Genomic DNA, 13872 nt, shown 5'->3' on the forward strand with positions numbered 1-13872 from the left:
GTCAACGGCCTGTCTCGCATTCGGTGGTAACGGAGTGTGGCGTTATCCGAGGAGGATGCGGTGGCGGAGAAGGGTGAAGCCTGCCCGTCCATGCATCTGGCGTGCGATCCGCTTGGTCTTGGTGGTGACGCCCTCGGTCGGGCCGTTGCTGTACGGAAGCGTGAGCGCGGCGATCCCGGTGGCGGCGTCTCGGTCCAGGCCGCGGGTGAACGCTTACAGATGAGGCAGATGGGGCAGATCGGTTGCGCCGACCTGGACGATCCAGTGAGAGAGCACGTCGTCGTTTCCTTCGCGAGGCGTCAGGCAGCCGGTGAAGCCGAGGGCCTTGATCTCCTCGAATAGGTGCCTGATGGGGACGGCGGGGTCCTCGGCCCGGCGTTTGCGCAGGTGCTCGCGCTAGGGATCGACCACGGCGGCCCAGCAGGTGCTGTGCGCCTTGACCTCGCTCAGGGCGGCTTCGCACAGGTTTTGCCACAAATGCCACCGGTCGGCGACCTGCACCGCGTCGGGCAGGGCACGGCGGATGGCTTCGGCGTAGGCCGTGGAGCCGTCGCGGCACACGACCTCGATGCCGGGATGCTGACGCAGCCACGCTTCCAGCGTGTCGGCCGTGCGGTCGGGCAGCACGTCGATCCGCTCATGGGTCTCGGCGGCGATCACCACGGTGGCATAGCGGTGCCGCCGGCGCAGAGCGAGAACGTCGACGCCGATCACTCGGGGCTCCCGCCCGGTGGGCAACTGGATGCACAGCAGGGTACGCAGGGCCGTGTGACGCGAGAGGCCCATCGCGAGTACCGCGAGCAAACGAGATCCTGCACGGCCCGCCAACTCTTTCACCACGGCCTTGACCTGCCTGGTCAGACGGGTTGTGCGTCGCTGGTATCGGTCCAGCACCCCGGGCAGCTGCTCGCGGAAGGTGTGACAGCAGCCGTGCGTGGGACACACCAGACGCCGCACCCGTACGCGGATCACCACCCGTCGGCCGTCGACCGGCACGTCGGCCACCGTCCGCCAGTGATAACCGTGTACACGTCCCGACGACGCACGGCACACCGGACAAACTGCGGCCTTCTCCCGAGTCCGTGCCCTCACGACGACCCGCTCGCGCTCGTCGAGCACATCCTCGACGACCAGCGGGGATACCCCCGAAAACACCGTCACCACAAGCTCGTTGACACTCTCCACGCCCATATCAACGGCACTTCGCCACCCTGCGTCACCACCGAATGTGAGCCAGAGCCGTCAACTTTACGGACCCCTCTGCCTGGGTGGTGAGGGACGGGAGGGGGCGCAGGGTGTGCTCCGTGTCGGTGGGGCGGGCTGCGGCTCGGGGTCAACGAGGCGGGGTGGTTGATTTGTTCCCATGGGTTGTTCCCTGCGTTGTTCGCCTGGTTGTCCACGATCTGAGCGCGGAAGCGGTGGGGGGGTGGGGGAGGTCTGGGGTCGCCGGCATGTCTGATGTGGTGAAGCTGGTAATTCAGATCAGGACCCTTGCGGGGCGGGGGCAGGAACAGGTCGAGGCGTTCGAGCGGCTCGCGCCGGTGGTGCGGGCTGAGGAGGGGTGTCTGCAGTACGACCTGCATCGGGTGCAGGGGGATCCGGATCGGTACGTGCTCGTGGAGGAGTGGGCGTCCAGGGCTGCGCTGGCGGCACATGACGCCTCCGCGCACATGGTCGAGGCCGATGCGGCCAATGTGGCGTTTCGGGCGGGGCCTGCGGAGGTCGTCGAGCTGGTGGCCCGTCCGGTGGCCTGAGGTTCGTAGCATCGGGGCATGGTCATCGAGTTGTTGAGGGCTGGGCACGGGCCGGCTGTGCTGGCGTTCGAGAAGAGGTGGCCGACCGCCGAGGCGGTCACCCGCAGGCGGCACCGCGGCAACGGCGCTCCAAGAGCCGCCGTCAGCCGGTCCGCCGCCACCCCGGCCCCGACGCCCGAGCGGGGCCGCAGGCACAACGGCCTGCGGCCCCGCCATGGCTGACGGAACGCGCTTCGTCTTCACCGGCTCCTGGCACCGGGCGGTGGCCTCAGGTCACAGCATGGACGCCCGCCCGTTGGCGGGCGATGTTCGACCAGGCCATGGCCCGGATCGCAGGCCGGTACAGGCGGGTGGAGCCGCGTGCCACGGCCCGCGCGTTCGTGCTCGGGCTGCTGTCCGGCTTCGAGCCCTCAGGGTCCAGGCGTCGTCGCGGAACACCCCCACCGTCGTCGCGGTCCCGCCCCCGGGAGAGGACCACCGCTGGGGCCTGGCCGAGGGCCGCACTCGCCGCCGCGGCCACCACGGGCATGCTGGTGGCGGCCGGCTTCGCGGTGACCGCCGTCGTCCGGGCGCCGACCTCCCAAGGATGACAGCGGCGGTCCCAGCGTAGGCGCGGTAGGTGGCGCCCGCGCGGTCCGGGGTCGCTTCGCCCCGACCGGGATGAGGGCCGCGCCAATCTCCGGCTCGACAAAAAGTTCCTCCCCGATCACGGCAACCTTTGTGTGCGTGGCGACAACTGGCGGGTAACCGGGGCCGAGACCAGGGCCCACTACCCCAGAAGGACAAGCCGTTGCCAGATCAGAACCGCTCTCATCGCCGCCGTCCGGCAACCCGCCGCGTGCTCGTCGCCGCCGTGGTTCTCGCCGCCGCAGGTGCTGCCGTACCGCTGGTCGCCCAGGCCGCACTCACGCCGAAGGCCCGCACGCTGACCGTGGCCGCCGATGCAGCGGCCGGCAGCGGCCGCTACTTCGGCACGGCAGTGGCCTCGGGCAGGCTCGGCGACTCGACGTACTCCACCATTCTCGACCGGGAATTCAACATGGTCACCCCGGAGAACGAGATGAAGTGGGACGCCACCGAGCCCTCCCGCGGGTCGTTCAACTTCGCCCCCGCCGACTCGATCGTCAACCACGCCTCCGCGCACGGCCAGCGAATGCGCGGCCACACCCTGGTCTGGCACTCCCAACTGCCGGGCTGGGTCGACTCCATCACCGACGCCAACACCCTGCGCAGTGTGATGAACAACCACATCACCACCGAGATGACCCACTACAAAGGCAAGATTTACGCCTGGGACGTGGTCAACGAGGCGTTCGCCGACGGCGGCAGCGGCCAGCACCGCAGCTCGGTGTTCCAGAACGTGCTGGGCAACGGCTTCATCGAGGAGGCCTTCCGCACCGCCCGGAACACCGACCCCTCGGCCAAGCTCTGTTACAACGACTACAACATCGAGAACTGGTCCGACGCGAAAACCCAGGGCGTCTACAACATGGTCAAGGACTTCAAGTCCCGCGGCGTGCCCATCGACTGCGTCGGCTTCCAGAGCCACTTCGGCGCCGGCGGCCCGCCGGCCAGCTTCCAGACCACCCTGTCCAACTTCGCCGCGCTCGGCGTGGACGTCCAGATCACCGAACTCGACATCGCCCAGGCGTCCGCCAGCGCGTACACCAACACCGTTAAGGCCTGCCTCAACGTCGCTCGCTGCACGGGCATCACGGTATGGGGCATCCGCGACAGCGACTCGTGGCGCACCGGTGAGAACCCGCTGCTGTTCGACAACAACGGCAACAAGAAGCCCGCCTACAACGCGGTGCTCGCCGCCCTGGGCGGCGGCAGCGGCAGCACGCCGGACGGGGGCATCGTCTCCGGCAGCGTCTACACGCTCTCCAACTCGGCTGCCGGCCGCGTTCTCGACGAGCCCGTGGGGCAGAACGGCAACGGCACCCCGCTCCAGGTGTGGGACGCCAGTGGCGCCTCCAACCAACAGTGGCGGGCCAGCAAGAACGGCGACGGCTCCTACACGCTGACCAACATCGCCAGCGGCCGGGTCCTGGACGAGCCGGGCAACCAGACGGGCAACGGGACGAGGATGCAGGTCTGGGACTCCAACGGCGGCGCCAACCAGCACTGGCGGGTCGGCCGGAACAGCGACGGCTCCTACACGCTGACCAACATCGCCAGCGGCCGGGCGCTGGAGACCCCCGGCGGTCAGACCGCCAACGGCACTCCCGTCCGAATCTGGGACTCCAACGGCGGCGCCAACCAGCACTGGAACTTCAGGTCGCCCGCGCCGACGGGCGGCACGTGCGCGCTTCCGTCGACGTACCGGTGGACGTCGACGGGTTCGTTGGCGCAGCCGGCGAACGGGTGGGCGTCGGTGAAGGACTTCACTGACGTGGTGTACAACGGTAAGCACCTGGTCTACGCGTCGAACGTGTCGGGATCGTCCTACGGCTCGATGATGTTCAGTCCTTTCACGAACTGGTCCGACATGGCGTCGGCTGGCCAGAGCGGGATGAGCCAGGCCGCGGTGGCGCCCACGCTGTTCTACTTCGCACCCAAGAACATCTGGGTGCTGGCGTACCAGTGGGGTGCGTGGCCCTTCATCTACCGCACGTCGAGCGACCCCACCAACCCCAACGGCTGGTCCTCGCCGCAACCGCTGTTCACCGGCAGCATCCCCAACTCCGGCACCGGCCCGATCGACCAGACCCTGATCGCCGACGGCCAGAACATGTACCTGTTCTTCGCCGGTGACAACGGCAACATCTACCGGGCGAGCATGCCGATCGGGAACTTCCCGGGCAACTTCGGCTCGTCGTACACGACGGTCATGAGCGATACGGCGAACAATCTGTTCGAGGCGCCGCAGGTTTACAAGGTCAAGGACCAGAACCAGTACCTCTTGATCGTTGAGGCGCAGGGTGCGAACGGGCGCTACTTCCGCTCGTTCACGGCCTCCAGCCTGAGCGGTTCCTGGACCCCGCAGGCCGCTAGCGAAAGCAACCCCTTCGCGGGCAAGGCCAACAGCGGTGCCACCTGGACCAACGACATCAGCCACGGCGACCTGATCCGCAACAACCCCGACCAGACCATGACCATCGACCCCTGCAACCTGCAGTTCCTCTACCAGGGCAAGTCCCCCACCGCGAGCGGCCCCTACGACCAACTGCCGTACCGGCCGGGCGTCCTCACCCTGCAGCGCTGACCTGCCCGATCCACGGTGATCGCGATCGGGTGCGGTCTGCCGGCCCGTGAACGAGCGGTTCACGGCACGGGCAACTCCACCTGCTGACCGACACTCACCGCCTCGGGGGACCCCAGCCGTGCTTCGGCTGGGGTTCCCCTCTTTCGTGGACTTTCATCGCGGGTACGGACCGAAGCACTACGACGCCACCGCGGATACCGCTTGCCGGCCGTGATGTTGCGCTTGCCGGATACCTCATCCATGCTGGTCAGGCCGCATGTTGGTATGCGTGAAGGGCGCCGCCAAGTCGTGCTCGCCGTCGTATGTCCAGATGGGCGATCCGGTCCGGGTCCTCGATACGAGCGGGTAGCGAGTGGAGGGGCGGGCATTCGCAAGGCACTGGTGCGGCGTGTGTTCGTCATGAACGTCTCGAACTCGCGGAGGGCGTACAGGAGGTGGCGTTGGTGCCAGATCAACGTGCGGTCCAGTAGCTCTCGCCTGCAGGCTGCACCCACTGCTCCGTGATCGAGTTCATTCTCGGTGCGTCCTTGAGCACCTCGTCGAACAACTGCGGGAACTTCCCGTCCCGGTCCCTGATCAGGTAGCGCGGGCCCGAGATTCGGTTACCGTCTCGGTCCCGCGACGGCGTAAGCCGTGGTGCCGGCGACCATGAGGACCAGGGCTGTCCAGGTGCCCGCTGCCGTGCCGGGTGGCAGCAGCATCCAGGTCGCCACCTGCATCGGCGCACTCGTCGGGGGCGGGGCGAAGAACGAGAACGAGAGCCAGGCGAACGGCAGCGTCCAGGCGTACTGGCCGCCCGAGAGCGCCGCGCCGAGGGCGGCCAGTCCCATCAGGCCCGCGCTGTCCCGGACGACGAACGCAGTGGTGGCCATGGGCTCGCCCATTGTCTGCACTGTCAGCAGCACCGTGCCGACGACCGCGCCGAAGAGCAGCACGTGTGCCGCTCTTCGGGGCACCCAGCGGATCGCGGCCGTCCGGTCCAGCGCGAGGTCCTGTCCGCTGAGCCCGATCGAGGCTGCCATCGCCCCCGCAGCGAGGACGAGCACGGGCAGCCGCGGATCACCGGGCCCCTCGCCCCCGTCCCGGGCGAGTGCCCACACCACCACCGTGCTGATCACCACCGCGGCGAGTGACGCGGGTACCTGGCGCGAACGCGCGTACAGCGTCAGCCATCTCACCGGGACGCACCGCCGTTCAGCGCGTCGAACGCGTCGCCCTTGCAGGAGAGCGCGGCGGCGCGCATCGCGTCGATCCGCGAGAGCTGCTCAGCCCGCGGCAGCGCCTTGAGTTCCGTCCACACCGGGCGGGCCTTGGCGTCGACCTCGCGGCGCAAACTTGCTGACCCTGTGCCGGGCAGCGACCTGAGGTCCCCGAGGACCCAGCCCACCGCGACGGTCTGCGCGAATTCATCTCCCCCGAAGCTGCTCCAGCCGACGGGGGCGCACCCTGGCACCATGCCTTTGGCGACCAGGGCCCAGGTCAGCTCCTCGCCCTTCGCGGCGGCGATGATGTCGTCGTCGAAGTCGAAGAGCACGGTCTCGCGGGACCACTGCGGCGTGGAGCCGTCCGGCAGTACCGCGGTGTTCTCCCGGACCGAGACCGGCGCCTGGCTGCCCAGGGCACCGTGCAGTAGGCGCAGTGCCTCTTTACCGGGACCCGCGAGGTCGGTGAGTCGTGCCTGGTGCGTCTTGGTCACGCACACGGGGCCGTCGCACACCAACTCCGCGGCGGCCTCGTCGAGGACATACATCCGGCGCGGGTCGGAGGGGAGGACGAGCAGGGCGATCGCCGCGCCCGCCAGGACGGGCGTCAGGGCGAGCAGCCGGGCGCGCGGGGTCGCGGCGACCAGCAGCGCGAAGCCGGTCGCGGCCATGCCGAGCAGCCAGATAGTCTGCCCGACGTGCACGGAGGCGGAGAGCGTGACGAGCACGTCGCGCACCTCTTGCACCGCTGGTGACAGCAGCGAGACCCGGTTCGGCTCCGTGCCCAACGACATGTGCAGGAGAGCCGTGAACACGAAGGCGCCCATTGCCAGCGCGGGTGGTGTGAGCGCGGACGGCAGGGCGCGCCCGGCCCCCATGCCCAGCACGGCTCCCGCGACGAGGGAGAGTGCCCCCACCAGCGAGATCGGCAGCCATCCGAGGTGCGTGTACTCGGTGTTGGGGAGCACCTGGACCGCGCCCACGAGGACGAGGAGCGCGAAGGCCGAGGCCAAGGTGATCGCCGTCGTGCCCGCCAGCGTGGCGGCGCGGTGCCAGGCGGGACGCGATGTGGTCGTCAGCAGCTCGGACACCTTCGAGCGGTGGTCGCGCAGGCCCTGCAGCGCCCCGAGCCCCACGGCCAGCGGCCACAGGTAGCCCAGCAGGGCGCGGGTCCACAGGGCCATGGACGTCCACTGGGCCGTCCACGCCGTGGTGCCCCTCCACCACGCGGCGTTCACCAGGTACAGGAACGCCAGCGCCGTCGTCAGGACCACGGCGCCGGCCCACGGGGCGACGGAGCGCCTCAGCTCGATGCGCAGGACACGGACGTTCACCAGGTGCCCCTTGTCTGCTCGGGGGTGAGGAGCAGCGCCGAGTAGCCGCGCTCCAGGGGGCTGTCGCCCACGTGCTCGGGGCCGCCCGCCGCGGCCAGCTCGTCCGGGGTGCCCTGGAAGACCAGTCGCCCCTCGGCGAAGAGCACCACGTCGGTGCAGGCGGCGGCGACGTCCTCCACCAGATGGGTCGAGACGAGCACGCAGGTGTCCTCGCCCAGCTCCTGCAGCAGCTCGCGGAAGCGCAGCCGCTGCGCCGGGTCCAGGCCGACCGTCGGCTCGTCCAGCAGCAGGATCGTCGGATCGTTGACGATGGCCTGGGCGATGCCGACCCTGCGCAGCATGCCGCCCGAGAGGGCCTTCATCTTCTCGTCGGCGCGGTCCGCCAGTCCCACGCGCTCCACGGCGCGCTGCACCGCCGCGGGGATGTCCGCCTTGGGTACCTCCTTCAGCCACGCCATGTACTCGACGAACTCGCGCGCCGTGAAGCGCTTGTAGTAGCCGAACTCCTGCGGCAAATAGCCGATCCGGCGGCGCAGCGCACGGTGCTCGCCCATGCCGCTCGTGGACTCGCCGAGCAGCTCCAGGGTGCCCTCGGTGGGGCGCAGTACGGTGGCCAGCGTTCGGATGAGGGTGGTCTTGCCGGCCCCGTTGGGTCCGAGGAGGCCGTGCACTCCGGTGCCCAGCGACAGGTCGAGCCCGTCGACGGCCATCCGCTTCCTGCCGACCCTGACCTTCAGCCCGGTGGCCTGGATCTCCCAGGCGTAGGCAGTAGGTGCGATGTCGGCCGCGCTCAGCGCGGATGTCATGTGGTGTTCCATTCCTATGGTCATCGATGGGCTCCCAGCACGGAGTACGCGCCCCTGCGGGCGATCACGACGCCGATACCGAGCGCGAGGATCAGCCCCCATACGGGGAGACCGTCCGTCTGCAGGGCGAAGGTCGTACGGCTGGCGGCCAGGGTCGGCGCCACGACGACGACGGCCCACACGGCCGCGAGCGCAACGGCCGCACGGGTCACGCCGACGACACCGCCGAGCGCCAGGGTCGTCGAGGTGAAGGCCAGACAGGGCAGCAGCCACTGCGCGGCTGTCATACCCGTCACCCATCCGGCCACCAGCAGCGCGGGGACGACCACGGCGAGCACGGAGGCGGTGCGCCGCAGCACCAGGTACAGCCCGGCTCTGGGCGCCGAGACCGTCAGTTCGTACGCCGGGTCGAGCCCGCGCGACCACGACGCCGCGACGCCGAGCACGGGCAGGACCGGGGCGAGCAGAAGTACCAGTGACACCTCGCTGGATCCGGCGCCGACCAGGTCGAGCAGTAGCGCGAGCAGTGTCACGCTCACGACCATGGCCAGCCACGGCACCATCACCGGCGTCATCCACGCGGACAGCCACGCCGACCAGCGCCGCCGGCGCGGCATCGTGGCGGTGGTGGCCAGCTGGGGGCCGAGGCCGGACCACACCGTGTCGACCAGTGCCGCCACGGCGGGCGCCTGCGCCGTAACGGCGGCCGACAGCCGGTCACGGCACAGCCGGCACGCCTCCAGGTGGGCCTCCAGGGCCCACACCTCGTCGGCGGCGATGTCCGTGTCGCCGCGCGCGTATTCGTCGATGATCCGCATCGACGCGTGTTCCACGCTCATACCAGCGCCCTCCGCATCGCGATCCTCGCCCGGCGGGCACGGGTCTTGACCGTGCCCTCGGGCAGCCCGAGCAGGACCGAGGTCTCCCGGACGGACAGTCCGTCGAGCACCATGGCCTGCAGTACTTGTCTGAGCTCCGGCGCGAGGCGCCGCAGCGCGTCGCCGACGTCACCGCCGACGGTCGCCGCGAGCGCCTCCTCCTCGGCGGCGGGCGCCACGGGCTGCGCGGCGGACGCGGGCGGCGGCTCCGCGTGGTGGGCCCTACGCCGGAACGCGTCGACGAGGCGGCGCGCCGCGATCGTCCACAGCCAGCCGACGGCCGTTCCTCCGGCCGCGGCTCCGGCGAACGCACCTGCCGCGCGCCACACCGCCAGATATGTCTCCTGCATGACCTCGGCGACTATCTGCTCGTCCGCGCAGCGGCGGCGCAGCCGCACCGCCATCCACGGCGACGTACGCCGGTACAACTCCTCGAAGGCGGCACGGTCGCCCTTGGCCACCAGCCGGACGAGACGTTCCTCGTCCAGCTCGTGCAGCGCTGCTCTCACTGATCTCACACCTCCTAGACGCCCGGGCCGGACGATAGGTTTTCCCTCCTGCGTGACCCCCGTCACATACCGGGGTTCCCCGGAAGCCACGGCCCCACGGCAGGCCTCGGGCTCTCACGGAGCACCGCACGCCGGCCGGACACACGGTGCCGTGACATGAAAGGGGCGCCGCCCACCACGATTGCGGTCGGCTGGTTGTGGGAATCCCGCGGGTTCGCCCGATCTCCGCTCAGCACAAGCCGGCGGCGGGCCCCAGCCACTTCAGGGTTCCTGAAGAACCAGCAGGTTATCTGTCGGGAGTGCGGACAAGGACCGCGCCCGAGGCGCTGGTCCACTACGACGGCCTGAAGCGGGAGTTTCCCGTCGGCCTGCTCGACCATGAGGCCATGACCCAGCTCGTGAATCCTCTTCCGCGCGGCGGCCAACTCCGCCTGAATGGTGTCACCGCCAGAGTGTGTAGCGGCCGGGGCCCGGAGTGGGCGCCGGGACGGCGCCCGCCGGAGGCCCGGATCCAGTTCCGCAGCGTCTCGGTGTTCATCCCCAGATCGGTGGCGACGGAATTACTCGTCGCCTCCGGCCTCGACCGGTGCAACGCGACCGCGACCGCCTTGAGCTCGGCGGGGGTAGTGCCTCATCCCCACAGGGACTCCGTTCTCCTGCACCGTCAAAATCCAAGTCTCTCCGGTGTCCAAAAGCCGGGGTCAGGGCCGGGTCCGGGCCCGGCGTCGTCTTTGAGCAGCTGCTGTCCGGACAGAGCCTGGTCGATCGTGGCGCTCGTAATCGTTTCTGCAAAGCGCTCCTGACTCGCTTCACTCCCAGGACGCGCCCCACAAGGCTGACGAACACGACGTGAGTGGCCTGTTCATCGCCGAGATGCAGGGCCTGGCCGTCGCCGAGCACGCCCGCGGCCCGAGGTCAGGACGTGTGACGAGAGGGTGGGGACGGCAAGGGCGGCATCGTGGGGAGCTCCCGCGGCGGCTCGGGCCAGACCAGCAGCACCGGGCAGGGGGCGTGATCGACGACGAAGCGGCCGACGGGTCCCATCAGCGCGGCGACCGGGTGAAGCTCAACCCGCTGGCCGCGAACGCCAGCAGGTTGGTGAGGTTGGAGACCGGCAGCAGCAGGGAGGCCGTGTTCGACAGGTGGGTGCAGGCGTACACGTGCGGCTTCGGGCGGGCTCCGATCCGGGCCGCGGTGGCGAACACCACTGGTGTGAGCAGCACCACCGTGGCATCCAGACTGAGCACCGCCGTGATCGCCGACGCGGCCAGGAAGACGTGGGCCAGCAGGCGTCGTGGCCGACCCGCCGCCGTACGCGCCATCCACGCCCCGCACGCATGGAACAGCCCTTCGTCGTCGCAGAGCTGGGCCAGGACCAGTACGGCCGCCAGAAAGCCGACCACCGGTCCGAGTCGTTCGGCCTCGCCGAGCGCGTCGTCGAGGGAGACCGCCCCGGTGGCGATCGACAACGCGGCGGCCGGAACGGCCACCACCGCCTCCGGCCAGCCGAAGGGGCGGATGACCGCGCAAGCCAGCACCAGTACGAGCAAGGCCACGGAGAGCGTCTCCGCGAGCTGGGCGTTCAGGGTCGGGTCCTTCCGCGTGACGGCGGTCGGACCGCCTGTGCCATCACCGCGAACGCTACCCCGCTCAAGCCTCCCGCTCCGACCTGACCTGACCTGGGTGGACGTCGTCCCGGGTGGCGGGTGAGGCGTCGCCACGCGATCGGCGTTCGGCCCGCGAAGGCGCCCGTCCGTCCCAAGCGACGCTGCCGAGCCCTGCGCCACACCGAGACCCGCTGCTCGGTACAACGCGTTGTACCGAGCAGCATCAGGCTCCGATCGCATCCACGACCCAGGTAGCGGGGCGCCACGAGACCTGATGAGTTGTCATCAAAGTCAGCGTTGGGTCAGCATTGGTCCGCGCGGGAGGTCCCGCTGCCTTCCGAGCCGCGACTGCCGGACGGCCTGTCCGGATCACGCGTCGCCGAGTCGGTGCGCGGCCTCAGACGCCCGGGGCGTGAGGAATGTTGCCGTAATAGGCGTCCGGTCCGTGCTTACGGGTGAAGTGCCGCTCCAGCAGATGCCTCGGTGGTTCGGAGGCATCCCCGAGGCGGGACCCGAGCGCCAGCGTGTGCAGCGCCATCTCCGCCACGGCCTCGCAGACGATGGCGTTCTCCAGCGCAGCCTTCGCGGTGGCCCCCCAGGTGAAGGGGCCGTGGCGTGAGACGAGCGCTCCGGGGACCTCCTCGGCCCGACGGGGGTCGCCGTCGAGCCGGGCGACGATCACCTGTCCGGTGTTGTACTCGTAGTCTTGCGCGCACTGCTCGGCGGTGAGGTCCGCCGTCACGGGGACGGGCCCGTTGAAGGTGTCGGCGTGTGTCGTGCCGAGCACGGGGATCGGGCGGCGTGCCTGGGCGAAGGCGACGGCGTGCGCCGAGTGCGTGTGGGTGACGCCGCCGATGGAGGGGAAGGCCCGGTAGAGGCACCGATGGGTTTCGGTGTCGGTGGACGGTCTGAGGCGCCCGCCGAGGACCCGCCCGTCCTCCAGCGCCACCGCCACCAGGTCCTCCTCGGTGAGGTCGGCGTAGGAGACCCCGGACGGCTTGATGACGAAGATGCCGGCGTCTCGGTCTACTCCGCTGACGTTCCCCCAGGTGAGGGTGGCCAGACCGGCCTCCGGGATGCGCAGGTTGGCCGCGAGGACCTCGCGACGGAGGCCCTTGAGGCTGGTCTCGCTCACTACGCTCTCACCGTCTCTCCGACATGCGCGGCGGTTCTTGGGACCGGCGTCCGGCAGGCCCCGCAGCCGCGCATGAGTGGGCTGGACCGATCGGGGCCGCAGCTGGGCATCGCGGCTGCCGCGTCCGCAGCTACCCCGGGTCAAATTGTGAGCGCTAACATGCAGAAATCTCAAGAGGACGCGAGAAGATTTCTACCTAGGGCATGCGGCCATCGCTGCATAATGTGAACGCCAACATCGATACCCCCGTCGACAACCTCCGGTCGGTCCGAGATGTGTGCGGGCCGCAGCGGGTTCGGTACCTTGAGGGAAGGCCGCTCGATGAGGAAAGGAAGAGAGTTGACCCAGCTCCCAGACGTCTCGCGAGCGCCCACGATGACAGACGTCGCGCGCGTCGCCGGCGTGTCCCATCAGACCGTTTCACGGGTGCTCAGCGACCACCCGAACGTCAGCGCCAAGACCCGGGCCGCGGTGACACAGGTCATCGAGCAGCTGGGGTACCGCCGCAACTCGGCAGCCCGGGCTCTGGCCACTCGCCGGACCCGCACACTGGGCGTCATCGCGGTGAACACCACTCTGCACGGGCCCGCCAGCACCGTGGCGGGAGTTCAAGAGGCGGCTCGGGACCGCGGCTATCTGACGTCCGCCGTCACGCTTCGGACCGCCACGCAGACAGCCCTCGCCGAAGCCATGCAGCACCTCGCCGAGTGGGGCGTGGAGGGCATCGTCGCCGTCACTCCCCAACGCGACGCGGTGAGGGCCCTGGCTGCCTTGGAAGCACCGTGCCCGGTGGTCACCGTGGAAGGCGGCCACACCCTGGACCTGCCAGGGGTGTCGCTGGACCAGAACCTCGGCGCTCGCATGATCACGGAACATCTTCTCGCGTCGGGCCATTCCACCGTGTGGCATGTCGCAGGCCCTCCCGACTGGCTCGAGAGCGCCGCCCGCACGCAGGGGTGGGAGGACGCGCTACGAGAGGCCGGCGCCGAGGTGCCACCCCTGCTGCGCGGCGACTGGAGTGCGCTGTCGGGATACCAGGCCGGCCAGCAGCTCGCGGGTCGGGTCCGGGCGTCACGAGGGCGGGGATCGGGCCCCACCGCGGTGTTCGTCGCCAACGACCAGATGGCCCTCGGTGTCCTACGGGCCTTGCGGGAAGCGGGCCTGCGCACGCCGGAGGACGTGGCGGTCGCCGGCTTCGACGACATCCCCGAGGCGGAGTTCTTCCCACCCCCGCTGACGACAATCCGTCAGGACTTCGCCTCGATCGGCCGCGGCAGCATCGGGCTGCTCCTGGACCACATCGAAGGCCGGACTGACGAGTCGACGCATCTGGTGGTGGCGCCCGAGCTCATCGTGCGCGCCAGTACGGCCCGCAGAACCTCTCCCCCCGGCGAATGACCCCCACCGCCCAGGGATTGCCCCCTCTCCGTGGGGAGCCG

Annotated in this window: 9 protein-coding genes and 2 pseudogenes; 3 read left to right on the top strand and 8 right to left on the bottom strand. The window is 69.9% G+C overall.

The genetic code is table 11. The annotated features are described in order from the left end of the window. Nucleotides 1-42: 42 nt before the first annotated feature. Nucleotides 43-1191 (bottom strand): annotated as a pseudogene (locus OG429_RS00720) (ISL3 family transposase). Between the two features lie 260 nt (nt 1192-1451). Here OG429_RS00720 and OG429_RS00725 point away from each other — a divergent pair. Both OG429_RS00725 and OG429_RS00730 read left to right on the top strand, forming a co-directional pair. Then, nucleotides 1452-1754 (top strand): putative quinol monooxygenase, encoded by a 303-nt coding sequence (locus OG429_RS00725; RefSeq protein ID WP_328923321.1) that lies wholly within the window; start codon nt 1452-1454, stop codon nt 1752-1754. Between the two features lie 838 nt (nt 1755-2592). After that, entirely contained in the window at nt 2593-4962 is a 2370-nt protein-coding gene (locus OG429_RS00730; protein ID WP_328930120.1) for a non-reducing end alpha-L-arabinofuranosidase family hydrolase, read from the top strand. A gap of 602 nt (nt 4963-5564) precedes the next feature. Here the strand turns inward: OG429_RS00730 and OG429_RS00735 are convergent. The 7 genes and pseudogenes from OG429_RS00735 to araD form a co-directional block, all read right to left on the bottom strand. After that, nucleotides 5565-6140 carry a hypothetical protein gene (locus tag OG429_RS00735; protein ID WP_328923322.1) on the bottom strand — a complete coding sequence of 192 codons (576 nt, stop codon included), beginning with the start codon at nt 6138-6140 and terminating at the stop codon, nt 5565-5567. Further along, the gene (locus OG429_RS00740) at nt 6137-7498 is read right to left on the bottom strand and encodes a hypothetical protein (protein WP_328923323.1); all 1362 of its coding nucleotides are present in this window, start codon (nt 7496-7498) and stop codon (nt 6137-6139) included. The genes OG429_RS00735 and OG429_RS00740 overlap by 4 nt, the downstream gene beginning before the upstream one ends. Then, a complete protein-coding gene (locus OG429_RS00745) occupies nt 7495-8328 on the bottom strand; it encodes an ABC transporter ATP-binding protein (RefSeq protein ID WP_405680698.1) in 834 nt (277 codons plus the stop codon). Before OG429_RS00745 ends, OG429_RS00740 begins: the two co-directional genes overlap by 4 nt. Beyond that, complete coding sequence (locus OG429_RS00750; RefSeq protein ID WP_328923325.1) at nt 8325-9143, bottom strand: zf-HC2 domain-containing protein; 819 nt, start codon at nt 9141-9143, stop codon at nt 8325-8327. The genes OG429_RS00745 and OG429_RS00750 overlap by 4 nt, the downstream gene beginning before the upstream one ends. Then, on the bottom strand, nt 9140-9691 hold the full coding sequence (locus OG429_RS00755) for an RNA polymerase sigma factor (protein WP_405680696.1): 552 nt from the start codon (nt 9689-9691) through the stop codon (nt 9140-9142). Before OG429_RS00755 ends, OG429_RS00750 begins: the two co-directional genes overlap by 4 nt. A gap of 1055 nt (nt 9692-10746) precedes the next feature. Then, nucleotides 10747-11277: pseudogene (locus tag OG429_RS00765) on the bottom strand (SLC13 family permease); the annotation flags it as partial. Nucleotides 11278-11695: 418 nt separating this feature from the next. Then, nucleotides 11696-12433 (bottom strand): L-ribulose-5-phosphate 4-epimerase AraD, encoded by a 738-nt coding sequence (gene araD, locus OG429_RS00770; protein ID WP_328923327.1) that lies wholly within the window; start codon nt 12431-12433, stop codon nt 11696-11698. A 321-nt stretch (nt 12434-12754) separates the two neighbouring features. Between araD and OG429_RS00775 the strand changes: the two genes are divergently transcribed. Next, the gene (locus OG429_RS00775) at nt 12755-13831 is read left to right on the top strand and encodes a LacI family DNA-binding transcriptional regulator (RefSeq protein WP_443051221.1); all 1077 of its coding nucleotides are present in this window, start codon (nt 12755-12757) and stop codon (nt 13829-13831) included. Nucleotides 13832-13872: the final 41 nt, after the last annotated feature.

Origin of the sequence: Streptomyces sp. NBC_00190 (genome assembly GCF_036203305.1) — a bacterium.
Lineage (GTDB): Bacteria > Actinomycetota > Actinomycetes > Streptomycetales > Streptomycetaceae > Streptomyces.

Coding starts and splice junctions, on each gene's coding strand:
- OG429_RS00775 (WP_443051221.1), top strand. CDS start 12,755: ATGAGGAAAGGAAGAGAGTTGACCCAGCTCCCAGACGTCTCGCGAGCG.
- OG429_RS00745 (WP_405680698.1), bottom strand. CDS start 8,328: ATGACCATAGGAATGGAACACCACATGACATCCGCGCTGAGCGCGGCC.
- OG429_RS00725 (WP_328923321.1), top strand. CDS start 1,452: ATGTCTGATGTGGTGAAGCTGGTAATTCAGATCAGGACCCTTGCGGGG.
- OG429_RS00750 (WP_328923325.1), bottom strand. CDS start 9,143: ATGAGCGTGGAACACGCGTCGATGCGGATCATCGACGAATACGCGCGC.